Genomic DNA, 22,058 nt, shown 5'->3' on the forward strand with positions numbered 1-22,058 from the left:
ATGATGAAAAACGGTCTGTTAAAGCTGGTCCTGTTTAGCGGGATGATAAGTGTAGGCGGTTGCTCCAGCGTGATGTCACATACCGGCGGTAAGGAAGGAACCTATCCGGGAACGCGCGCCAGCGCGCAAATGCTGGGAGATAGCGATGCCAACTGGGGAACGAAATCCCTTGTGGCGCTGGATATGCCCCTTACGGCGGTAATGGACACGCTGCTGCTGCCGTGGGATATGTTCCGCACCGACAGCTCGGTCAAATCGCGCGTCGAAAAGAGTGAGAAAGAGACGCTGGCGACCAACTCCGTGATCCCGCCAGCGCGGATGACTAATCAGTAATTTAGCGCCCCGTTGCGGTTACCCAGAGCTGGCGGTAACCGTCTACCTCTTCCATCCAGGCAAGCTGTTTGCCGTCTGGCGAAAAGACGATCGCTTCGGCCGATGGCGGATTGGCATGTCCGTCGGTCAAAAAGAGGATTTCCCCGCTCAGCGCATCACAAAGCGCGATTCGGTTTTCCAGCACAAAGCCCAACCATTTCCCCGACGGATGCCAGTTAAACGCCGACTGGATATCGGAGCGGTTGTGGGTCAACTGCCGCAGCCCGTCCCCCTGAGGCGAGATAAGCCACATTTGCACCACGCCGGCCTCATCGCGCATCAGAAAAGCAATCTCCGTTGCCTGCGGATTGGCGCGTACCCAATGACGGGGCGTAATCACCAGCCCCGGATAACGACGTTCATGGGTAAACGTTAAGCGACGCTGAACCACGCCGGCAGGAGGCGCCGGCATCGTGGTTTGCGTTCCTGCCAGCGGCGCATCGCCAGACTGCTTCCAGCCCTGCTCGCTCTGCGGCAACGCGACAATAAACAGCTCCGGCACTTTGTCGCCGTTTATCGCTCGCGTATCGCCAATAAACGCCAGCGCCCGGTCGCCGACCCAGCCTTCTTCATAGGCACGATTAATCTCGTCGCTGCCCGGCACGGGGGATGACGTTGTGTGGCTGACCAGCACGCACCAGTGGCTACCGCCGTATTGCCGCGGATGATCCCCACGCGGTACTACCGGGCCATAGGGAACCGCCACGCCAACGTTGCGCAAATCCAGCGCCGGATCGCGTTCATGCAACACGTGGTCGTTATAGGTAAAGCTGACGAGCTCGCCGTTCGGGCTAAAAACATGCACATGGCTGCCGCCGCGCAGCGCGCCGGGGGTATAGGGCGGAGTGATATCCATCGCATCAAGGTTGCGCGTTTCCCCCTGATACGTCACCACGCCGCGACGATGATGGAAATCGTAATGCCAGCGCTCGTCAGGGTTTTCCGGGCCGTGGATGAAGACATATTTATCTTCCGATGGATGAACGGTCACCACGCCAACGTACGCACCTTGTCCGGTTCGGTAGAGGATCTCAACTTCTCCCGTATCGACATTTACCCGCTCAATCGTTTCGCCAGTAAAGGAGGCGCCTGAGGGACGAACGTCAAAAACCAGCCACCGGCTGTCCGCCGTCCAGGTGCGGGTGTTGGTAAGCTGATGATGACGGAGAGCAAAGGTGACTTGTTTCATAAAGATACCCTGATGCGAGACTTTCGCATCAGGGTATAGTATCGGAAAGGATTAGCCTACTCGTTTAACATCCCCCACCAGCAGGATGTAAGAGAGTGCGCCAACCAGCGCAATAACGGAAATATAAACCAGCGCAGGCGCAAAACCATAGTCCTGAGCCAGATAGCCCACTACCAGCGGAACGGTGATACCGCCCAGCCCGCCGACGAAATTAAACATCCCCCCCGTCAGCCCAATAAGCCGCATTGGCGCAAGCGAAGAGACCAGCGACCAGGTAATCGAAGCGAAGCCGTTACCGAAAAACGCTAACGCCATCAGGACCATAATCCACACCGGATCGTTGGTATAGTTTGCGCCCATGATGCAGGTCGAGATCAGCAGGCCGCAGATAATCGGGGTTTTACGCGCGGCGCCTAACGAGAAGCCTTTTCTTACCAGCCTGTCCGCCAGCCAGCCGGAGAGCAGCACGCCAACAAAGGCGGCAAGGAACGGAACCGTGGTCATAAAGCCCGCTTTCAGCGCCGTAATCCCCTTTTCCTGTGTCAGATAGTTGGGGAACCAGGTCAGGAAGAACCACAGTGTCGAGGTCACGGCAAACTGTCCCAGGTAAACACCTATCAGTTTGCGATGGAATACCAGCTTCCAGTCGGCTTTGGTCAGCGGCTGGCGCGCCTCTTTTTTAACGGGCGCATCGCCGTCCACCAGGCCACCGCCGTCGCGAATATAATCCAGTTCGGCTTTGCTGATGCTTTTCGTCAGGCGCGGCGGTTGATAGACCTTTATCCAAATAAGTGACCATACAATCCCGATAGCGCCGGTAACGATAAATACCCAGTGCCAGCTCAGCATTTCCTGAATCCAGATTAACAGTGGAGTCAGAAATGCCAGCCCGACAAACTGTCCTGAGGTGTAAAAACCGACGGCTGATGCGCGCTCGTGTTCCGGAAACCAGCTGGTCACCATGCGATTATTGGTTGGAAACGCCGGCGCTTCAAATATCCCGGTAATTGCGCGCAGGCCAATCAACGACATAAGCCCGGTGGCAAATCCCTGAAGCAGCGTCGCCACCGACCAGCCAAAAATGGCGATAAAGTAGGTTAGCCTTGAGCCCACGCGGTCAAGGAACCAGCCGCCGGGAATCTGGCAAAGCGTATACAGCCACGCGAAAGCGGAAAATACATATCCCATTTCCGCTTTGGTTATACCAAACTCTTCCTGAATATGCGCCGATGCCACGGCAAGGTTAGCGCGGTCAACATAACAAATCACCACGGTAATAAAGATCATTATCAGCGTCAAATAGCGACGACGCCCGGGTTTTGCAGCTGTAACTGAAATATCCATCGCAATCTGTCTCCAGATTTTGGGCATAGCGAGGCCGCTCACCATGCCCGGTAATTTACAGAGGGTTTATTTAAATTTTTTATTAATAACTTAACCGTAATGCGCTAAATAATTTGTGCTGGGGAAAGGCGGCAAATTTTCGCATTCCCAGGAGCATACATTAGTATGTGACTGGGATAAGAAAATGCAGCCAACGCATCAGCAGCGCAAAGTATGACGCGCATTTACCATTCGGCGACGCTACCATCCTCATGCCGCCACAACGGATTACGCCAGTCCGGCGCGTTCTGACTTAATTCCACGACCCGCGCTTCATCTATTTCTACGCCAAGCCCGGGCTTCATTAATGGTTTAAAGAAACCGCCTTCCATATTGAAGTCCTCTTTATTTTTCACAAAGTCGAGTAATTCCGCGCCCTTGTTATAGTGAATACCCATACTCTGCTCCTGGAAGACGGCGTTATATGAGACAAAGTCGACGTGCAGGCAGGCGGCAAGCGCAACAGGTCCCAGCGGGCAGTGCGGCGCCAGCGCCACGTCGTATGCTTCGGCCATTCCGGCGATTTTATAGCACTCGGTAATACCGCCGGCGTGCGACAGATCGGGTTGGAGAATGGCCAGCCCACCCGCTTCCAGCACGCGTTTAAACTCGAAGCGCGAGAACATGCGTTCGCCCGCCGCGATAGGAATCGAGGTTTGCGCCGCCAGCCGCGGATAATATTCCGCCTGTTCGGCAAGAACCGGCTCTTCAATAAACAGCGGGCGATATTGCTCCAGCTCTTTAATCAGCACCTTCGCCATTGGCGCGCTAACGCGACCGTGGAAATCGAGGCCGAACTCAATTTCATTGCCGAACGCTTCGCGAATTTGCGCGACGGTATTCACCGCGGCATCCACCGCGCGCGAGTTATCGATAAGCCCCAGCTCTTCGCAGCCGTTTAATTTAAAGGTATCAAAACCAATTCCGCGCAGCTTTTTGATACCGTCAATCACCTCCGCCGGACGATCTCCGCCAACCCAGCTGTAGGCTTTGATTTTGTCGCGCACCAGGCCGCCCATCAACTGCCAGACCGGCGCGTTCAGCACTTTGCCTTTAATATCCCACAGCGCCTGATCGATACCGGCGATGGCGCTCATTAAAATCGGACCGCCGCGGTAAAAGCCCGCGCGGTACATCACCTGCCACAGGTCGTTAATCCGCGCCGGATCCTGGCCTATCAGATAATCGCCGAGCTCATGCACCGCCGCCTCTACGGTGCGCGCGCGCCCTTCAATCACGGGCTCGCCCCAGCCAACCACGCCTTCGTCGGTCTCAATTTTTAAAAACATCCAGCGCGGGGGTAAACGATACGTGGTGAGTTTGGTTATTTTCATTGCACTGCCTCTCGATACGCTTTAACAAATGCTGTCGCCTGCCGTTGGGTACGCTCTACGGATTGGCCTGCGCGATAAAGATCGCTGCCCAACCCGGCGCCGGTACAGCCTGCTTTTATCCACTGCGCCAGATTTTCCGGCGTCACGCCGCCCACCGCAAAAACGGGCACCTCCGGCGGCAAAACGGCTTTTAACGCTTTGATGTAGTCAGGGCCAAAAGCCGAAGAAGGGAAGACTTTCAACGCCTGAGACCCGGCGTCCAGCGCGGCGAACGCTTCTGTCGCCGTCGCGCATCCCGGACAGACCGTCATGCCGTAGCTCACCGCACGGCGAATGACCTCGGGCTGAATATTGGGCGTGACGATAAGCCTGCAGCCCATTTGGGCAAGCTGATCCACCCGTTCTGTATTAAGCACGGTGCCTGCGCCAATCAGGGCTTTATCGCCATAAGCCTCAACAACGGCGGGAATACTCTTTTCCCACTGCGGTGAGTTGAGCGGAATTTCTACGGCGTCAAATCCGGCGTCAATCACCGCCCCCACATGCGCCAGCGCCTCTTCCGGCTTGATCCCGCGCAGGATAGCGATAAGCGGTAAGTTAGTTTGCCACTGCATGGATGATGCTCCTTATTCCTGTCTGAAATGCGTTGTCACCCGACACCACGGTGGTCTGACGGCCAATGGCGCTCAGGGCCTGCTGATAGCGGTTCGCTAGCGCCTCGCCGCCGACAATGGCGACCTGCGAGTCGTGAAAGCGTTGGCTCAGGGTGGCGACTTCCGCGCCAATCAGCAGCCCCGACAGAAACTCGCTGACCTGCTCGCGCGGCAGCGACCCCAGCACGTGCGAAGCGCGCACCTCAAAAAGCCGCGGCAGAATGTCTGGCGAATGAAGGCCGCGCTCAAGCCCGGCGTTAAACGCGCCGGGGGCGGAGACCTGCTCCGGTAACCCGGCGCCGACCAGCGAGTGGCGCAGCAGAAGATGATGCAGTTCGCCGGTCATCACCGTGCGAAAGTCGTTAATTTGTTGGCGGTCGGCCTGCACCCATTTGCAGTGGGTGCCGGGCATCACGTAGACGGAAGAAGGGGCAATCATCCGCGCGCCGAGGAGCTGAGTCTCTTCGCCGCGCATCACATTCTGGTTATCGTCTCGAGAGACGCAGAGCCCGGGGATAATCCAGACTTTGTCGCCAACGGACGTCAATTGTTGGCCAATGGCGGAGAAATCAACGGGAACGGGCAAATAGGGCGCCACCTTCCAGCCGACGTTACTGCCGACCATTCCCGCCATCACTACCGGGGTAGCGCTGTCGCGCCAGCCCGTGGTTATTTCGCTAAACACCGCTGCGGGGGAATGTCCGTTCAGGCGCGTGACGCCAGCTTCCGATTGCCTGCTCTCCAGGCACTGGTCGTCCTGATAAAGCCAGGCGCGCAGGTTGGTCGATCCCCAGTCAATTGCGATGTAGCGAGATGTCATGTGATTTCCTTCAGCCTTCGTGTCGAGCTGGCGATCATGGTGAGCGCCGCCTGCTCCGCCGCTTCGCTGTCCTGATGCCGGATGGCGTCAAACAGCGCCTTATGTTCCTGGAGCGTTTTCGGCATGTTGGCCTCATCGCCCATCCAAGTTCTTTCAAATACCGCCCGCTGCAGCGAGCTGATCGCTACGTTGAGCTGTTGCAGTACCGGGTTATGCACCGACTGCAGCACCGCCTCGTGATAGCGAATATCCGCCTCGTTAAACGCCTCTCTGTCCTGGTTGTTGGCGATCATGTCATTGAGCGCTTCTTCTATTTGCGCCAGATCGCTCGACGTCGCGCGCTCTGCCGCCCAGCGGGCAATCGCGGGTTCAACCAGGTTACGTACCTCGCTCATCGCGCTAATCAGCCGCGGGTCGTAATCACTCTCCAGCACCCACTGTAAAACGTCGGTGTCGAGATAATTCCACTGGTTACGCGGCGCAACGAACGCGCCGCGATAGCGCTTCATTTCAATCAGCCGCTTAGCCATCAACGAACGGAACACTTCGCGAATGATATTGCGCGAGGTGGCGAACTCCTCACACAGGTCGGCTTCCGCGGGCAGCGCAGAGCCGGGAACGTATTTGCCGCTGACAATCTGCTTGCCCAGCGTGATAACAATGCGATCGGTTTTATTGAGAGTCATGGAGAGTCCTTGTGCTCTGGATGTCTCCCTCTACTTTACCGCGACAGGCGGATTTAACCGCAACTTTGTAGTACTAACGTGATGCCACTCGTCATCTCCATGGACACAATGTAGTACAACACAAACATGTTGTACTACAATTTAGATCACAAAAACGACAATTCGGTTTGGAGATCTTGCAGCGGGGTAAACTTAGAGCATAAAAAAACCCGCGATAAACGCGGGTTTTTCAGAAAGAGACCTTTAGTTTAAGACATATTTTTCAATAGCATACGCTACACCGTCTTCCAGGTTAGATTTTGTGATAAAGTTTGCCGCTTCTTTGACTGCCGGAATCGCATTGTCCATTGCTACGCCGACACCGGCGTATTCAATCATCGCGATGTCGTTTTCCTGATCGCCAATCGCCATCACCTCTTCCGCTTTGATACCCAACGCATCGGCCAGCGATTTCACGCCAGTGCCTTTGGTGACGCGTTTATCAAGAATTTCAAGGAAGTACGGCGCGCTTTTCAGCACGGTGTATTTCTCTTTCACTTCAGCCGGAATGCGGGCGATAGCCTGATCCAGAATCGCCGGCTCATCGATCATCATCACTTTCAGCAGCTGAATATTCGGATCCATATTTTCTGCTTCACAGAAGACCAACGGGATCGTCGCCACGTAGGATTCATGTACCGTGTAATAGCTCACATCGCGGTTCGCGGTATACAGGGTATTGCGGTCGAGCGCGTGGAAGTGGGAGCCGACATCGCGGGCCAGCTGTTCCAGATAGCGGTAGTCGTCGTAGCCCAGCGCGGTTTGTGCAACGGTACTGCCGTCGCTCGCCTTCTGCACTAAAGCACCGTTATAGGTGATGCAGTAATCTCCAGGCTGCTCCATATGCAGTTCTTTCAGATAACTGTGCACGCCAGCGTAAGGACGGCCGGTGGTCAGCACCACGTTAACGCCGCGTTCACGGGCTGCGGCAATCGCGGTTTTCACCGCAGGAGAGATAGTATGGTCAGGCAGCAGGAGCGTGCCGTCCATATCGATTGCAATCAGTTTAATAGCCATGAAATCCCCGGGTAAGATGAGTCCTTACTCATGCTAACGCGATTAAGCCCACAAAAATAGAGCTACATTGCGCAGCAGAATCCCCCCTTTTAGGCAAGATCCGGGGAACGGAGTCTTACTCGCGGGTGAGCACAATTTTGCCAAACGCCCCGCGATCGAGGTGTTCCAGCGCCTGTTCAAGCTGGTTAAAGCGGTAACGGTGCTCAATCACAGGCTTCAACCCGGTCACGTCAACGGCGCGAACGAAATCTTCCAGCGCACGACGGTGCCCGACGCCAATCCCCTGAATCACCGGGGATTTCAGCAACAGTTCGCCCGCGGGCAGCGAGATTTCACTGCCCGCCAGCACGCCGATGACCGAAATACGCCCATGAACCGCCACGGCGCGCAGGGAATGCCTCAGGTTCTCCCCGCCAACGGTTTCAATGATGTGGTCGATGCCGCGATCGCTCGTCAGTTCGTATATCCCTTCAGCCCAGTCACCTTTAAGCCGGTTGATGCCATAATCGGCGCCGAGTTGCTTAGCCCGCACCAGTTTTTCATCGCTTCCCGACGTGACAAAAACCTCCGCCCCCTGTGCTTTGGCAATTTGCAAAGCGAATATCGCCACACCGCCCGTGCCCTGCACCAGTACCGATTGCCCGGCGCGCAAATGACCGCGCTCCACCAGCGCGAACCATGCGGTAAGCCCGGCGCAGGGTAACGTGCTGGCCTCTGCGTCATCCAGGGATTCCGGAGCGGCCACCAACCCGTTTTCATTCACAATCACGTACTCAGCCAGCATCCCCTGAAAGTAACCGCCGGTCGTTTTATAGGGCAAAGTGCGGGCGTCCGCTGTTGGCCTACCGTCGATCCACTCCGGGAAAAAGGTCGAGATGACGCGAGCGCCGGGTTTAAAACGCGTGACGCCCTCTCCCGTGCTTTCCACCACGCCCGCCATATCGGATGCCGGCGTAAACGGGAAGGAAAGCGCGATCGGCATGGAGCCTTCGATAACCATTTTATCGCGGTAGTTGAGCGCAACGGCATTCACCCGTACGCGGACTTCTCCCGGGCCGGGCTGCGGCACGGGCGCCTGGGTGAGTTTGAGATTCTCGCGCCCTAGGGCGTTCATCGACCAGCGTTGCATTGTCTCTGTCATCTTTTTTCTCCTGGAATCAAATAAGCTTCAGTATCGACAGTCTACCGTTGACTCAGAGTCGCCAGTGGCGATAACTTTTCCCACTATTGACGCCAAAAAAGAAACAATTTATGTCCAATACGCTGAAGGATATTCCCGTTTTTGTGGCCGCCGTTGAGGCGGGCAGTTTTGCGCAGGCCGCAATCCGTTTGCATTTGTCGCGTTCGGCGGTGGGAAAGAGCATCGCTCGCCTTGAGGAGCGACTGGGGGTACGTCTGTTTCAACGTACGACCCGCAGCCAAAGCCTGACCGACAGCGGCGCCCTTTTTTATGAACACTGCCTGCGCGCGCTGGAGGAAATTCGGGGCGCAGAATCGCTACTGGAAACGGGGAAACAGCAGGTCAGTGGCCGCCTGCGCGTTGCCATGCCGGTGCTGTTTGGCCGCCAGTGCGTCGCCCCGCTGCTGATCGCGCTGGCGCAGGAACATCCAGACCTTGAGCTGGAGATGTCATTCAGCGACCGCGTTGTGGATCTCGTCGAGGAAGGGTTTGATATGGCGGTACGTAACGGCACGCTTCAGGACAGCAGCGTTCTGGTCGCCAGAAGGCTGGGAGAACACCGCATGGTACTGTGCGCCGCGCCGGATTATCTGCAGAAGAAGGGGACGCCGCAAAGCGTTGATGATTTACCCCATCATGCGGCCATTAACTATCTGCAGGCAGGCAGAGTGCTATCCTGGCAGCTGATGGACAGCGAAGGTGCCTCGCATACCTTTACTCCCCGTTCATCGCTCAATATGGATGATTTGCAGGCGATCTGCGACGCTGCGCTGGCCGGACACGGTATTGCATGGCTGCCCTGCTGGATGGTCAGTAAAGAAATTCATGAGGGAAAACTCGTCCCGCTGTTAAAGCAGGCACCGGATGTGCGCTTCGACGTTCACGCGGTCTGGCAACAGACGCCGCATCTGCCGCTGAGGGTGAGAATTGCCGTCGATACGCTCGCCAGCCGTTTACCGTCCGTGATGTCGCTGGATAGGCCTGCGCCCATAAAAAAGCCGCGCTAAATGCGCGGCCTGAGTATGGCGGTATACGACGATTAAATATCGATGTTTGCCGCTTTGAGGGCGTTCTCTTCGATAAAGGCGCGACGTGGTTCAACGGCGTCCCCCATCAGGGTCGTGAACAGCTGGTCAGCGGCAATCGCGTCCTTAACGGTCACGCGCAGCATGCGGCGGCTGTCCGGATCCATGGTGGTTTCCCACAGCTGATCCGGGTTCATCTCACCAAGACCTTTATAGCGCTGGATAGAAAGGCCGCGACGGGACTCTTTCACCAGCCAGTCCAGCGCCTGTTCGAAGCTGGCCACCGGCTGACGACGCTCGCCGCGCTCGATAAAGGCATCGTCTTCAATCAGACCGCGCAGCGTTTCGCCCAGCGCGCAGATACGGTGGTATTCCGGCCCGGTGACAAACTCGTGATCCAGCGGGTAGTCGGTATCCACGCCGTGGGTACGGACGCGAACGATCGGCTCAAACTGCTGCAGCTCGGCGTTCTCGCGGACATCAAATTTCCACTGGCTGCCGTGCTGCTCTTTCTCGTTCAGCTCGCTCACCAGGGCGTTGATCCAGCGCGTTACGGTCTGCTCGTTCGCCAGGTCGGCCTCTGCCAGCGTCGGCTGATAGATAAGCTCTTTCAGCAGGGCTTTAGGATAACGACGTTCCATACGCGTAATCATTTTCTGCGTGGCGTTATACTCGGCAACCAGTCTCTCCAGCGGCTCGCCGGCTAAGGCCGGCGCGTTGGCGTTGGTATGCAAAGTTGCGCCATCCAGCGCGATGGAGATTTGGTACTGATCCATCGCTTCGTCGTCTTTAATGTACTGTTCCTGCTTGCCTTTCTTCACTTTGTACAGCGGCGGCTGGGCAATGTAGACGTGTCCGCGCTCAACGATTTCCGGCATCTGACGATAGAAGAAGGTCAACAGCAGCGTACGAATGTGCGAGCCGTCGACGTCCGCATCGGTCATGATGATGATGCTGTGGTAGCGCAGTTTGTCCGGGTTGTACTCATCACGGCCAATGCCGCAGCCCAACGCGGTAATCAGCGTCGCCACTTCCTGAGACGCGAGCATTTTGTCAAAGCGCGCTTTCTCAACGTTAAGGATTTTACCTTTCAGCGGCAGAATCGCCTGGTTCTTACGGTTACGCCCCTGTTTCGCAGAGCCGCCCGCAGAGTCCCCTTCCACTAAGTACAATTCAGAGTGCGCGGGGTCGCGTTCCTGACAGTCCGCCAGCTTGCCCGGCAGGCCCGCCAGATCCAGCGCGCCTTTACGGCGGGTCATTTCACGCGCCCGACGTGCGGCTTCGCGCGCGCGCGCCGCGTCGATGATTTTACCGACTACGATTTTGGCGTCAGACGGATTTTCCAGCAGGTATTCGTTCAGCAGTTCGTTCATCTGCTGTTCGACCGCCGATTTCACCTCAGAGGAGACCAGCTTGTCTTTGGTCTGCGAGGAGAATTTCGGATCCGGCACCTTCACGGAGACCACAGCGATCAGGCCTTCACGGGCATCGTCGCCGGTGGCGCTGACTTTCGCTTTTTTGCTGTAGCCTTCTTTATCCATGTAGGCGTTCAGGGTACGGGTCATCGCCGCACGGAAGCCAGCAAGGTGAGTACCGCCGTCGCGCTGCGGAATGTTGTTGGTAAAACAGTAGATGTTTTCCTGGAAACCATCGTTCCACTGCAGCGCAACTTCAACGCCGATGCCGTCTTTTTCGGTGGAGAAATAGAAGATATTCGGGTGGATCGGCGTTTTGTTTTTATTCAGATATTCTACGAACGCTTTAATACCGCCTTCGTAGTGGAAATGATCCTCTTTACCGTCGCGCTTATCGCGCAGGCGAATCGACACACCGGAGTTCAGGAACGACAGCTCGCGCAGGCGTTTTGCCAGAATCTCGTATTCGAATTCGACCACGTTGGTGAAGGTTTCGTAGCTCGGCCAGAAACGCACCATGGTGCCGGTTTTTTCGGTTTCGCCGGTAACCGCGAGCGGCGCCTGCGGCACGCCATGCGCGTAAATCTGACGGTGAATTTTGTTATCGCGCTGAATGACCAGCTCCAGTTTCTGCGACAGGGCGTTAACCACGGAAACGCCTACGCCGTGCAGACCACCGGAAACTTTATAGGAGTTATCATCGAATTTACCGCCCGCGTGCAGAACGGTCATGATCACTTCCGCCGCCGACACGCCCTCTTCGGGGTGAATACCAGTCGGAATACCGCGACCGTCATCCTGGACGGAGACGGAGTTATCGCTGTGGATAGTAACAACGATGTCTTTACAGTAACCTGCGAGCGCTTCGTCGATAGCGTTATCCACAACCTCGAATACCATGTGGTGCAGACCGGTGCCGTCATCCGTGTCGCCGATATACATACCCGGGCGCTTACGCACCGCATCCAGCCCTTTCAGGACTTTGATACTGGAGGAGTCATAAGAATTCGACATCAACGTTTCTCGCTCATTTTATCTTAGGTTAATCCGCTATTTTACCCTTTTCCACGGTAAACATCTTCGAATTTTCGTCCGACATGTCCATAACGTGTTCAGCGCTAATGGCGCTGACGAAAACCTGCGACTGCGTGGCTTTTAAGCGGCTGGCAAGTAGCCCGCGCCGCGCGTCGTCAAGTTCCGAGGCAAAATCATCTATCAGGTACAGGCAGCGCCGCCCGCTTTCGCGGGTCAGAAACTCGCCTTGCGCCAGTCGTAGGGCGCACATCAGCAGCTTAAGCTGCCCGCGTGACAATGTATCCTCTACCGGCGCGCCATCGGCACGAATGCGGAAATCCGCTTTGTGCGGGCCGTGGGCGGTATAGGTTAGCATGCGATCGCGTTCGAAATTTCGCTCCAGCACCTCGGCATAATCCGTTTCTTTCTCCCAGCCGCGCTGGAAAGAAAAAGTGAGAGCGAACTCCGGCAAAAACTGCCGACAGGTATCCGCCATGTCTTCGACGATAGCGGCGCTATATTCGGCCCGCCAGCGGCTGATTTGCTCCGCCAGCGGGATCAGCTCCAGATCCCATGGCCGCAGCTGGGCATAGCGGCTTACCTGACGCAGCGCGGCGTTGCGCTGCTTCACCAGACGCTTCAGGTTGCTCCAGGCGGTAAAGAATCCGGCTTCGTTGTGGAAGCATCCCCAGTCAAGGAACGCTCTTCTGTATTTGGGGCCGCCGTTGAGTAAAGTAAACCCCTCGGGCGTAATCAGCTGCATCGGCATCAGATGAGCCAGCTCAGCCACTTTATGCCCATCGGTACCGTCGATACGCACCTTGCTGTCGCCCTGCTTATCTTTCGTCAGGCCGATAGATACTTCTCGCTCTTCGCCCTGCAGGCGACCGTGCAGAACAAAGGACTCCTGTTCGTGACGAATCACGCGGCCAATCTGCAAACTGCGAAACGCCCGCCCGTGGCCGAGCGTGTAGATAGCTTCAAGTACGCTGGTTTTGCCGCTGCCGTTGGCGCCAACCAGGAAATTAAAGCCGGGAGAGAGGGCGAGATCCGCATTTTCAATATTGCGGAAATCTTTAATCAGGAGTCGGGATAGCGACATATCAGCTCGTCATCATTCAAGGGGCGTGGGTGTCGCAGCCAGTTCGTCTACCGCCAGCGCGCAGAAAGCGGAGCGTACACGAAGTACGTGAGCATTTCGAGCACTGCCGGAAGGCGAAATGGCAAGTAAACCAGCCCCTTTGCAGATTCTACAATCGCATAGGCATGACGACGTAGGCTGCGGATTGGGAGGCCGCATCCTCAATCTGCACGCTCGAAACGGAATCCGTCAGCAGAATGCGCACGTTCTCACACTTCAGCGCGTTCAGGACGTCCAGCACATAGCTGACGTTAAAGCCGATTTCCATCTCGGTCCCGGCATAGGTGACATCGAGAATTTCTTCCGCTTCTTCCTGTTCCGGGTTATTGGCGGTGATTTTCAGCTGATTTTCACTGACGTACAGTCGCACGCCGCGGAATTTTTCGTTAGAAAGAATCGCCGCGCGAGCAAAGGCCTGCTTGAGAATATCGCAGCCGGCATCCAGGTGCTTATCCGGGTTTTTCGGCAATACGCGGCGATAGTCAGGGAAACGTCCATCCACCAGCTTAGAAGTGAAGATAAAGTCGCCAACGTGAGCGCGGATATTGTTGCTGCCGATCTGCACGCGCAGCGGGGTATCGCCGCCGTCGAGCATACGCATCAGCTCAATCACGCCTTTACGCGGCACGATCACCGAATGATTGGGCAGCGACTCTTCCAGCGGCATCGAGCAAACCGCCAGGCGGTGACCGTCGGTCGCCACGGTGCGCAGTTCGCTACCCTCGGTTTCAAACAGCATACCGTTTAAGTAATAGCGAACGTCCTGGTGCGCCATTGAAAACTGCGTCGCTTCGATCAGACGCTTCATGGTCGCCTGCGGCAGGGTGAATTCGACTTCACTCTGCCAGTCATCGAGGTTCGGGAAATCCGCCGCAGGCAGCGTCGACAGCGAAAAGCGGCTGCGTCCGGAACGCACCAGCATGCGCTCGCCTTCCAGCTGGACCGCGATCTCCGCGCCTTCAGGCAGGCCGCGGCAGATATCAAAAAATTTACGCGCCGGAACGGTTGTTGCTCCCGCTTCGTGCGGCTGAATCAGCGCAACGCGCGCGACCATTTCCATTTCCAGATCGGTACCGGTCAGCGACAGCGCGCCATCGGTAACCTGTAGGAGCAGGTTGCCAAGAATCGGTAGCGTCGGACGACCACCTAAAGGACCGCTAACCTGTTGCAGCGGTTTTAATAAATGTTCACGTTCTACGGTAAATTTCATAGCGTCACGAGGATAATGTTCTGATTAAATTGGAAAAATCTTCTTTGATATCGTGGCTTTCTTCACGCAGTTGCTCAATCTTGCGGCAAGCGTGCAGGACGGTGGTATGGTCGCGGCCGCCAAACGCGTCGCCGATTTCCGGCAGACTGTGGTTGGTCAGCTCTTTTGCCAGCGCCATCGCCATCTGCCGAGGGCGCGCCACCGAACGGGAGCGGCGTTTAGACAGCAGGTCCGCTACCTTAATTTTGTAATACTCCGCCACCGTCTTTTGAATATTGTCGATGGTGACCAGTTTTTCCTGTAAAGCCAGCAGATCGCGCAGCGCTTCGCGCACGAAATCGATGGTGATCGCCCGGCCGGTAAAGTTGGCGTTGGCAATAACGCGGTTCAGTGCCCCTTCGAGTTCACGTACGTTAGAGCGCAGGCGCTTAGCAATAAAGAACGCGACTTCGCCCGGCAGGCGAATGTCGTTTTCATCGGCTTTTTTCATCAGGATCGCCACGCGGGTTTCTAGCTCTGGCGGCTCGATCGCGACCGTCAGCCCCCAGCCGAAGCGTGATTTCAGACGATCCTCAACCCCGTTGATCTCCTTCGGATAGCGATCCGACGTCAGGATGATCTGCTGATTGCCTTCCAGCAGGGCGTTAAAGGTGTGGAAAAACTCTTCCTGCGAGCGCTCTTTATTAGCGAAAAACTGAATGTCATCGATCAACAGGGCGTCAACGGAGCGGTAATAGCGCTTAAATTCTTCAATAGCGTTGTTTTGCAGGGCTTTTACCATGTCCTGTACAAAACGCTCTGAGTGCATGTAAACCACTTTCGCATTGGGTTTACGCGCCACAATTCCGTTACCCACCGCATGTAAAAGGTGGGTTTTACCCAAACCGGTACCGCCATAAAGGAACAGCGGGTTGTACGCGCCGCCGGGGTTATCCGCAACCTGACGCGCCGCCGCGCGAGCCAGCTGGTTGGATTTACCTTCGACGAAGTTATCAAACGTGTGTTTTACATTGACGTTAGAGCGGTAGGTCGGTTCTGCCGGCGCCGGAACGTTATCCCAACCCGGACGCACGATCGTCGGCGCGACGCGCGCCGTCTGGATCGGCTGCGCGGGCGCTGCGGCCGCAACGCTAACCGTACCTCTCTGCATCTGAACGGCTGGCTTAGCGCCTACCTCAAACCGCAGCTGTGGGGCATCCGCACCGCAAAAATCATTGAGGAGTCCATTGATATTATTGAGGTATTTATCCCTTACCCAATCGAGCACAAAACGGTTTGGCGCATACAGTGCCAGCGTGTTATCGCTCAATTCCGCCTGCAAAGGGCGTATCCACATGCTGAATTCTGTGGCTGGTAACTCATCCTGCAATCGGGCAAGACACTGCTGCCAAAGCGAAAGTGACACGGCGGACTCCACTCGAACAAAAATCGATATATAAAAAGAGAAACTGAAACAATCGTGATTGTTGGCACACGTCGACAAGACCCTGCATAGCCGAAAAGCCCTGCACTAAAGGGGTGACGTGCGAACCGCTATCTGCGGTTATTACCCGATGCGGATCTCTGGATCCCGATCGGGACCGGGGATCATAGCCTAAACTGAGAAAGAGATCTTGTGTTTCTCAACAGATTCTTCCCGATTTATCCACAGGAAGGATCGAAGCTGGGTAAGTGTAATCGATCCTGGCTGGAGTGGAGCACGATTTCAGCCGCATATTGGAAAAATTAATGAACTATCCTGGTTTTGGGCTTAATCGATCTAACAAAGATCCTTTGCGATCCTTGCGCTTTATCCACCAGGTCGTATAATCCACCACCCGGCGCGTAATGCCCGTTTTCCGTAACGTGCCATCGCCTGTTTTTTGTGCGGCAAGGTGCGAGAAATAAGGAAAGAGAATTGACTCCGGAGTGTACAATTATTACAATCCGGCCTCTTTAATCACCCACGCTGAGGCGTAGGCCGTTCGAAATTCGTTCGGATTTACGCGAAAGTCAGTGAAATTATTCAAGTTTAGGTAGAAATCGCCATGAAACGCACTTTTCAACCGTCTGTACTGAAGCGCAACCGTTCTCACGGCTTCCGTGCTCGTATGGCTACTAAAAATGGTCGTCAGGTTCTGGCACGTCGTCGTGCTAAAAGCCGCGCTCGTCTGACCGTTTCCAAGTAATAAAGCTAACCCTGAGTGGTTAAGCTCGCATTTCCCAGGGAGTTACGCTTGTTAACTCCCAGTCATTTCACTTTCGTCTTCCAGCAGCCATTACGGGCTGGCACGCCGCAAATCACCATCCTCGGCCGCCAAAATTCGCTGGGGCATCCCCGCATCGGTCTTACCGTCGCCAAGAAAAACGTTAAGCGAGCGCATGAACGCAATCGGATTAAACGTCTGACGCGTGAAAGCTTCCGTTTACGTCAACATGAACTCCCGCCAATGGATTTCGTGGTGGTGGCGAAGAAAGGGGTTGCCGACCTCGATAACCGTGCTCTCTCGGAAGCGTTGGAAAAATTATGGCGCCGCCACTGTCGCCTGGCTCGCGGGTCCTGATAGGCCTGATTCGGGTCTATCAGCGCCTGATTAGTCCGCTACTCGGGCCGCACTGCCGTTTCACGCCGACCTGTTCTCAATACGGAATTGAGGCATTGCGCAGGTTTGGATTGATAAAAGGCAGTTGGTTGACGGTGAAACGCGTATTAAAATGCCACCCTTTACACCCTGGTGGTGACGATCCCGTCCCGCCTGGACCATTTGATACCAGAGAACACTAACGATGGATTCGCAACGCAATCTTCTTATCATCGCTTTGTTGTTCGTGTCTTTCATGATCTGGCAAGCCTGGGAGCAGGATAACAATCCTCAACCTCAGCAGCAGACCACGCAGACAACGACCACAGCAACGGGTAGCGCCGCCGACCAGGGCGTACCGGCCAGTGGCCAGGGGAAACTGATTACGGTAAAAACCGATGTGCTTGACCTGACCATCAACACCAGCGGTGGTGATGTTGAGCAAGCGCTGCTTCTGGATTATCCGAAAGAGCTGAAGTCGACTGAGCCGTTCCAGTTACTGGAAACCACGCCGCAGTTTACCTATCAGGCGCAGAGCGGCCTGACCGGTCGTGATGGCCCGGACAACCCGGCTAACGGACCGCGTCCGTTGTATAACGTCGATAAAGATGCGTTTGTGCTGGCTGATGGCCAGAACGAAATCGTCATTCCTCTGACGTACACCGATAAAGCAGGCAATGTATTCACCAAAACCTTCACCCTTAAGCGCGGTGAATATGCGGTAAACGTCGGCTATAGCGTGCAGAACGCCAGCGAAAAACCGCTGGAAGTGTCGACGTTTGGTCAACTGAAGCAAACGGCCAACCTGCCGACGCATCGCGATACGCAGACCGGCGGTCTGACAACGATGCACACCTTCCGCGGCGCGGCGTACTCAACGTCTGAAACGAAGTACGAAAAATATAAATTCGATACTATCATCGATAACGAAAACCTGAACGTTAGCACCCAAAATGGTTGGGTTGCCATGCTGCAGCAGTACTTCACAACCGCATGGGTTCCGCAGAACAACGGTACTAACAACTTCTACACCGCGAATCTCGGCAACGGTATTGTGGCTATCGGCTACAAATCGCAGCCGGTTCTGGTGCAGCCGGGTCAAACCGATAAGCTGGAAAGCACCCTGTGGGTCGGCCCGGCCATTCAGGACAAAATGGCCGCCGTTGCGCCACACCTTGACCTGACCGTCGACTACGGCTGGCTGTGGTTTATCTCTCAGCCGCTGTTCAAACTGCTGAAATGGATCCATAGCTTCCTGGGCAACTGGGGCTTCTCCATCATCGTCATCACCTTTATCGTTCGTGGCATCATGTACCCGCTGACTAAAGCGCAGTACACCTCCATGGCGAAGATGCGTATGCTGCAGCCGAAGATTCAGGCGATGCGCGAGCGTCTGGGCGACGACAAGCAGCGTCAAAGCCAGGAAATGATGGCCCTGTATAAAGCTGAGAAGGTTAACCCGCTGGGTGGCTGCTTCCCGCTGATAATCCAGATGCCAATCTTCCTTGCGCTGTACTACATGCTGAGCGCCTCGGTTGAACTGCGTCATGCGCCGTTTATCCTGTGGATCCACGACCTGTCTGCGCAAGACCCGTACTACATCCTGCCGATCATCATGGGCGCGACGATGTTCTTCATCCAGAAGATGTCTCCGACCACCGTGACCGACCCGATGCAGCAGAAGATCATGACCTTTATGCCGGTCATCTTCACGGTGTTCTTCCTGTGGTTCCCGTCCGGTCTGGTGGTTTACTATATCGTCAGCAACCTGGTCACCATTATTCAGCAGCAGCTGATTTACCGTGGTCTGGAGAAGCGTGGCCTTCATAGCCGCGAGAAGAAAAAATCCTGATACTCTTCATTCTTCAAGCCGCAGATGCGTTGGCTTCATTAGTTCGCCCCAGTCACTTACTACAGTAAGCTCCTGGGGCCTCACTAACTTGCCGCCTTTCTGCAACTTGAATTATTTCGAGTATCTACGGTAACGTTAATGCCAGAGAAGGCGGTCAATAGACCGCCTTTTTTACATCTACATAGAGAGTCACCATGAGCCATAACGACACTATCGTCGCCCAGGCAACCCCACCGGGACGCGGTGGTGTGGGCATTCTGCGCATCTCTGGCCTGAAGGCGCGCGACGTTGCGCAGGCGGTGCTGGGCAAGCTGCCGAAACCGCGCTATGCCGACTACCTGCCGTTTAAAGACAGCGACGGCAGTGCGCTGGATCAGGGGATTGCGCTGTGGTTCCCCGGCCCTAACTCCTTTACCGGTGAAGACGTGCTGGAGCTTCAGGGCCACGGCGGCCCGGTTATCCTCGACCTGCTTCTGAAACGCATTCTGACGCTGCCGGGCGTGCGCATCGCCAGGCCCGGCGAGTTCTCCGAGCGCGCGTTTTTAAACGACAAGCTCGACCTGGCACAGGCAGAAGCCATTGCCGATCTGATCGACGCCAGCTCCGAGCAGGCGGCACGTTCTGCGCTGAATTCGCTGCAGGGCGCATTCTCTACCCGCGTAAACCATCTTGTGGAAGCGCTGACGCACCTGCGCATCTACGTGGAGGCGGCCATTGATTTCCCGGACGAAGAGATCGACTTCCTCTCCGATGGCAAAATTGAAGCCCAGCTAAACGACGTTATCGCCGATCTTGATGCCGTTCGCGCCGAAGCGCGCCAGGGCAGCCTGCTGCGCGAAGGGATGAAGGTCGTCATTGCCGGGCGGCCGAACGCCGGGAAATCAAGCCTACTGAATGCGCTGGCGGGCCGGGAAGCGGCTATCGTCACCGATATTGCCGGTACCACCCGCGACGTGCTGCGCGAACATATCCATATCGATGGTATGCCGCTGCACATCATCGATACCGCCGGCCTGCGCGATGCGAACGATGAGGTCGAGCGCATCGGTATCGAGCGCGCCTGGCAGGAGATTGAACAGGCCGACCGCGTGCTATTTATGGTCGATGGCACCACCACTGACGCGACCGATCCGGCGGATATCTGGCCAGATTTTATCGCCCGTCTGCCGAAAAACCTGCCGATTACCGTCGTGCGCAACAAAGCGGATATAACCGGCGAAACGCTGGGGCTGAGCGAAGTAAATGATCACTCACTTGTACGCCTTTCGGCGCGTACCGGCGAGGGCGTAGACGTACTGCGTAATCATCTCAAGCAGAGCATGGGCTTTGAAACCAATATGGAAGGCGGTTTTCTGGCGCGCCGCCGCCATCTACAGGCGCTGTCCGACGCCGCAGAGCATCTGCAGCAGGGTAAAGCGCAGCTGCTGGGCGCGTGGGCTGGCGAGCTGCTGGCGGAAGAGCTGCGCCTGGCTCAGCAGAACTTGAGCGAAATCACCGGCGAGTTTACCTCCGATGACCTGCTGGGGCGTATTTTCTCAAGTTTCTGTATTGGTAAATAAGCTCAGTATGTGAGCATTGACTAACCCGCATTAACGTCCTGTTAAAGCGGGTTTTTTATTATTTTTATTTATCATCTTCACCGTAGATTGGTTTATCTATTACCCTTATCGGCATCGCTGTTTTTAACGTGCCGGATGCAACCATGACTATCGATTACACCTTTATTGATACCGTCCCTTCTGCAGAAGATTTTTGTCGCCTGCGCGTCATATCAGGTATGTCGCCGCGCCCGCTGGAAGGCGCCCGTGCTGGCCTGCCGCGTAGCTGCTACGGCGTGCATATTCTCTATGAGGGCGTGACCGTTGGTATGGGGCGTATCGTCGGCGACGGCGCGCTGAACTTTGAAATTGTCGACGTCGCCGTGGACCCGGCCCATCAGGGAAAAGGTCTCGGTCGCCAGATCGTGCAAAAAATAGTTACCTGGCTTGATAACAACGCGTTTAAAGGGGCATACGTCTCGCTGGTGGCCGATGTTCCCGAACTGTACGCGAAATTCGGCTTTTCCAGCGTCAGGCCGGAAAGTGAAGGTATGGCGAAGATCTGGAAATAGCCCCGAGTACTAACGCCCTGTTTAGATGTAACCAGAATCGCCGTAACGGCGGAGGGGCATCCGGGGCTGCGGTATCTCCCGGATGCCGGTGATGCTATCAGAATTAAATAAAGTCGGCAGCGCGAAAAGCGTCCAGCGCGACGCGCTTTTGCTCGCTGGTCATCGGGCGCAGCGGGCGGCGCGGATCGCCGACGTCAATGTCGTGCAGCTGCATGGCCAGCTTCCCGGCCGCCACGCCGCCGTACTGAACCAGGATGCGAATAATCGCGATGACTTTATCCATACAGGCGGCAACGTCCTGATGATCCCCCTGGTTGAAGCTCTCGATCAGGCGATGATAGAGCGGCGCCGCGTAGTTATAGGTACTGCCCACCGCGCCGATGGCGCCGCAGGCCAGGCCTGCGGGTAAAAACTCATCCACGCCGAACGGAATATCGAACTGGCGATTGTTGACGCGCAGGCAGCGCTGGAACTCATACATATCCGCGGAGTTAAACTTCATACCGGACAGGTTCGGAATTTTATCCGCCGCGGCGATCAGAAACTGCTCCATATCGAGGCTCAGACCCGACATGCCGGAATGGTAGTAATAGAAGCCTTTTGACGGCGCCGCGGCGGCGATAATGCGGCAATATTCCACCAGATCGTCGACGGTAGACGGTTTAAAGAAGCACGGACCGATGACCGAGGTGGCAAAAATATCCAGGGTTTCAGCATGACGGCTCAGCTCCAGCGCATCGGCGATGCTGAGCGCCCCCGTGTGCAGCGTGATGCTGAGCTGTCCCTGGCTTGCCGCGACCCAGCGCTCGGCGATTTTTTTACGCTCGTCAACAGAACAGTGGATACCTTCTCCGGTTGTCCCACAAACGTAAGCGCCTTTAACGCCCTGGCGAATCAGGTGCTCGGCAATCCGATCGATAACGGGGTAGTTGACTTCGCCGTTGGCATCAAAAGGCGTGTGGGGAGCGGCAATAAGACCGGTTAGCTTTGTCATGTAAACCTCTAATGGTGTTTTTCTTCTTGCATAAATTTACTTTGAAGTATTACTCCACTTTAA

The 22,058-nt window shown here is 55.8% G+C and carries 21 protein-coding genes; 8 read left to right on the plus strand and 13 right to left on the minus strand.

Annotation, left to right across the window (positions count from 1 at the left end):
• Window positions 1-333 carry a YceK/YidQ family lipoprotein gene (locus IYV58_RS27195; protein WP_032742222.1) on the plus strand — a complete coding sequence of 111 codons (333 nt, stop codon included), beginning with the start codon at window positions 1-3 and terminating at the stop codon, window positions 331-333.
• A gap of 1 nt (window position 334) precedes the next feature.
• Here IYV58_RS27195 and IYV58_RS27200 read toward each other — a convergent pair whose 3' ends face one another.
• From IYV58_RS27200 to IYV58_RS27235, 8 genes are all read right to left on the minus strand, one after another.
• Window positions 335-1,561 carry a DUF3748 domain-containing protein gene (locus tag IYV58_RS27200; RefSeq protein WP_142481485.1) on the minus strand — a complete coding sequence of 409 codons (1,227 nt, stop codon included), beginning with the start codon at window positions 1,559-1,561 and terminating at the stop codon, window positions 335-337.
• A 51-nt stretch (window positions 1,562-1,612) separates the two neighbouring features.
• Window positions 1,613-2,950 (minus strand): MFS transporter, encoded by a 1,338-nt coding sequence (locus tag IYV58_RS27205; RefSeq protein ID WP_071846050.1) that lies wholly within the window; start codon window positions 2,948-2,950, stop codon window positions 1,613-1,615.
• 179 nt (window positions 2,951-3,129) lie between these two features.
• Window positions 3,130-4,278: a galactonate dehydratase gene (gene dgoD / locus IYV58_RS27210; RefSeq protein ID WP_004126926.1), complete on the minus strand. Its 1,149-nt coding sequence runs from the start codon at window positions 4,276-4,278 to the stop codon at window positions 3,130-3,132.
• Entirely contained in the window at window positions 4,275-4,892 is a 618-nt protein-coding gene (locus tag IYV58_RS27215) for a 2-dehydro-3-deoxy-6-phosphogalactonate aldolase (protein WP_087828623.1), read from the minus strand. The genes dgoD and IYV58_RS27215 overlap by 4 nt, the downstream gene beginning before the upstream one ends.
• Entirely contained in the window at window positions 4,876-5,751 is an 876-nt protein-coding gene (locus IYV58_RS27220; RefSeq protein ID WP_112167110.1) for a 2-dehydro-3-deoxygalactonokinase, read from the minus strand. Before IYV58_RS27220 ends, IYV58_RS27215 begins: the two co-directional genes overlap by 17 nt.
• Window positions 5,748-6,437 carry a D-galactonate utilization transcriptional regulator DgoR gene (gene dgoR / locus IYV58_RS27225; RefSeq protein ID WP_004126932.1) on the minus strand — a complete coding sequence of 230 codons (690 nt, stop codon included), beginning with the start codon at window positions 6,435-6,437 and terminating at the stop codon, window positions 5,748-5,750. Before dgoR ends, IYV58_RS27220 begins: the two co-directional genes overlap by 4 nt.
• A 243-nt stretch (window positions 6,438-6,680) precedes the next feature.
• Window positions 6,681-7,493 carry a sugar-phosphatase gene (gene yidA, locus IYV58_RS27230; RefSeq protein WP_004126934.1) on the minus strand — a complete coding sequence of 271 codons (813 nt, stop codon included), beginning with the start codon at window positions 7,491-7,493 and terminating at the stop codon, window positions 6,681-6,683.
• Window positions 7,494-7,608: 115 nt separating this feature from the next.
• The gene (locus IYV58_RS27235; protein ID WP_087828625.1) at window positions 7,609-8,634 is read right to left on the minus strand and encodes a zinc-dependent alcohol dehydrogenase family protein; all 1,026 of its coding nucleotides are present in this window, start codon (window positions 8,632-8,634) and stop codon (window positions 7,609-7,611) included.
• Window positions 8,635-8,744: 110 nt separating this feature from the next.
• On the opposite strand from IYV58_RS27235, the gene IYV58_RS27240 reads away from it, so the two are divergent.
• Complete coding sequence (locus IYV58_RS27240; protein ID WP_004126943.1) at window positions 8,745-9,680, plus strand: LysR family transcriptional regulator; 936 nt, start codon at window positions 8,745-8,747, stop codon at window positions 9,678-9,680.
• 32 nt (window positions 9,681-9,712) lie between these two features.
• Here IYV58_RS27240 and gyrB read toward each other — a convergent pair whose 3' ends face one another.
• The 4 genes from gyrB to dnaA form a co-directional block, all read right to left on the minus strand.
• Window positions 9,713-12,127 carry a DNA topoisomerase (ATP-hydrolyzing) subunit B gene (gyrB, locus tag IYV58_RS27245; RefSeq protein WP_004126944.1) on the minus strand — a complete coding sequence of 805 codons (2,415 nt, stop codon included), beginning with the start codon at window positions 12,125-12,127 and terminating at the stop codon, window positions 9,713-9,715.
• A gap of 28 nt (window positions 12,128-12,155) precedes the next feature.
• The gene (gene recF, locus IYV58_RS27250) at window positions 12,156-13,229 is read right to left on the minus strand and encodes a DNA replication/repair protein RecF (protein ID WP_004126948.1); all 1,074 of its coding nucleotides are present in this window, start codon (window positions 13,227-13,229) and stop codon (window positions 12,156-12,158) included.
• Between the two features lie 148 nt (window positions 13,230-13,377).
• Window positions 13,378-14,478: a DNA polymerase III subunit beta gene (gene dnaN / locus IYV58_RS27255; protein ID WP_004107206.1), complete on the minus strand. Its 1,101-nt coding sequence runs from the start codon at window positions 14,476-14,478 to the stop codon at window positions 13,378-13,380.
• 4 nt (window positions 14,479-14,482) lie between these two features.
• Window positions 14,483-15,883 carry a chromosomal replication initiator protein DnaA gene (dnaA, locus tag IYV58_RS27260; protein ID WP_004126950.1) on the minus strand — a complete coding sequence of 467 codons (1,401 nt, stop codon included), beginning with the start codon at window positions 15,881-15,883 and terminating at the stop codon, window positions 14,483-14,485.
• 622 nt (window positions 15,884-16,505) lie between these two features.
• Here dnaA and rpmH point away from each other — a divergent pair.
• The 6 genes from rpmH to IYV58_RS27290 all read left to right on the plus strand — a co-directional run bounded on the left by rpmH (window position 16,506) and on the right by IYV58_RS27290 (window position 21,001).
• Window positions 16,506-16,646 carry a 50S ribosomal protein L34 gene (gene rpmH / locus IYV58_RS27265; protein WP_004871828.1) on the plus strand — a complete coding sequence of 47 codons (141 nt, stop codon included), beginning with the start codon at window positions 16,506-16,508 and terminating at the stop codon, window positions 16,644-16,646.
• Between the two features lie 15 nt (window positions 16,647-16,661).
• Window positions 16,662-17,021: a ribonuclease P protein component gene (gene rnpA / locus IYV58_RS27270; RefSeq protein ID WP_004871829.1), complete on the plus strand. Its 360-nt coding sequence runs from the start codon at window positions 16,662-16,664 to the stop codon at window positions 17,019-17,021.
• Window positions 16,985-17,242: a membrane protein insertion efficiency factor YidD gene (gene yidD, locus IYV58_RS27275; protein WP_004871831.1), complete on the plus strand. Its 258-nt coding sequence runs from the start codon at window positions 16,985-16,987 to the stop codon at window positions 17,240-17,242. The genes rnpA and yidD overlap by 37 nt, the downstream gene beginning before the upstream one ends.
• Window positions 17,243-17,244: 2 nt before the next feature.
• Window positions 17,245-18,891, plus strand: coding sequence for a membrane protein insertase YidC (yidC, locus tag IYV58_RS27280; protein ID WP_195729351.1), 1,647 nt, complete (start codon window positions 17,245-17,247; stop codon window positions 18,889-18,891).
• Between the two features lie 194 nt (window positions 18,892-19,085).
• On the plus strand, window positions 19,086-20,450 hold the full coding sequence (gene mnmE / locus IYV58_RS27285; RefSeq protein WP_004126955.1) for a tRNA uridine-5-carboxymethylaminomethyl(34) synthesis GTPase MnmE: 1,365 nt from the start codon (window positions 19,086-19,088) through the stop codon (window positions 20,448-20,450).
• Window positions 20,451-20,593: 143 nt separating this feature from the next.
• Entirely contained in the window at window positions 20,594-21,001 is a 408-nt protein-coding gene (locus IYV58_RS27290; RefSeq protein ID WP_004126960.1) for a GNAT family N-acetyltransferase, read from the plus strand.
• A gap of 103 nt (window positions 21,002-21,104) precedes the next feature.
• Here IYV58_RS27290 and IYV58_RS27295 read toward each other — a convergent pair whose 3' ends face one another.
• On the minus strand, window positions 21,105-21,995 hold the full coding sequence (locus IYV58_RS27295) for a dihydrodipicolinate synthase family protein (protein ID WP_004126964.1): 891 nt from the start codon (window positions 21,993-21,995) through the stop codon (window positions 21,105-21,107).
• Between the last annotated feature and the right edge of the window lie 63 nt (window positions 21,996-22,058).

It is taken from the genome of Klebsiella sp. BDA134-6 (assembly GCF_015601345.1).
Taxonomy (GTDB): Bacteria; Pseudomonadota; Gammaproteobacteria; order Enterobacterales; family Enterobacteriaceae; genus Klebsiella; species Klebsiella grimontii.

Bases quoted from the DNA above. Each gene is read 5' to 3' on its own strand.
- mnmE (WP_004126955.1), top strand. From the start codon at position 19,086: ATGAGCCATAACGACACTATCGTCGCCCAGGCAACCCCACCGGGACGC.
- yidA (WP_004126934.1), bottom strand. From the start codon at position 7,493: ATGGCTATTAAACTGATTGCAATCGATATGGACGGCACGCTCCTGCTG.
- rpmH (WP_004871828.1), top strand. From the start codon at position 16,506: ATGAAACGCACTTTTCAACCGTCTGTACTGAAGCGCAACCGTTCTCAC.
- yidC (WP_195729351.1), top strand. From the start codon at position 17,245: ATGGATTCGCAACGCAATCTTCTTATCATCGCTTTGTTGTTCGTGTCT.
- IYV58_RS27205 (WP_071846050.1), bottom strand. From the start codon at position 2,950: ATGGTGAGCGGCCTCGCTATGCCCAAAATCTGGAGACAGATTGCGATG.
- dgoD (WP_004126926.1), bottom strand. From the start codon at position 4,278: ATGAAAATAACCAAACTCACCACGTATCGTTTACCCCCGCGCTGGATG.
- IYV58_RS27290 (WP_004126960.1), top strand. From the start codon at position 20,594: ATGACTATCGATTACACCTTTATTGATACCGTCCCTTCTGCAGAAGAT.
- IYV58_RS27200 (WP_142481485.1), bottom strand. From the start codon at position 1,561: ATGAAACAAGTCACCTTTGCTCTCCGTCATCATCAGCTTACCAACACC.
- dgoR (WP_004126932.1), bottom strand. From the start codon at position 6,437: ATGACTCTCAATAAAACCGATCGCATTGTTATCACGCTGGGCAAGCAG.
- IYV58_RS27195 (WP_032742222.1), top strand. From the start codon at position 1: ATGATGAAAAACGGTCTGTTAAAGCTGGTCCTGTTTAGCGGGATGATA.
- IYV58_RS27215 (WP_087828623.1), bottom strand. From the start codon at position 4,892: ATGCAGTGGCAAACTAACTTACCGCTTATCGCTATCCTGCGCGGGATC.
- yidD (WP_004871831.1), top strand. From the start codon at position 16,985: ATGGCGCCGCCACTGTCGCCTGGCTCGCGGGTCCTGATAGGCCTGATT.
- IYV58_RS27220 (WP_112167110.1), bottom strand. From the start codon at position 5,751: ATGACATCTCGCTACATCGCAATTGACTGGGGATCGACCAACCTGCGC.
- dnaN (WP_004107206.1), bottom strand. From the start codon at position 14,478: ATGAAATTTACCGTAGAACGTGAACATTTATTAAAACCGCTGCAACAG.
- gyrB (WP_004126944.1), bottom strand. From the start codon at position 12,127: ATGTCGAATTCTTATGACTCCTCCAGTATCAAAGTCCTGAAAGGGCTG.
- recF (WP_004126948.1), bottom strand. From the start codon at position 13,229: ATGTCGCTATCCCGACTCCTGATTAAAGATTTCCGCAATATTGAAAAT.
- IYV58_RS27295 (WP_004126964.1), bottom strand. From the start codon at position 21,995: ATGACAAAGCTAACCGGTCTTATTGCCGCTCCCCACACGCCTTTTGAT.
- IYV58_RS27240 (WP_004126943.1), top strand. From the start codon at position 8,745: ATGTCCAATACGCTGAAGGATATTCCCGTTTTTGTGGCCGCCGTTGAG.
- IYV58_RS27235 (WP_087828625.1), bottom strand. From the start codon at position 8,634: ATGACAGAGACAATGCAACGCTGGTCGATGAACGCCCTAGGGCGCGAG.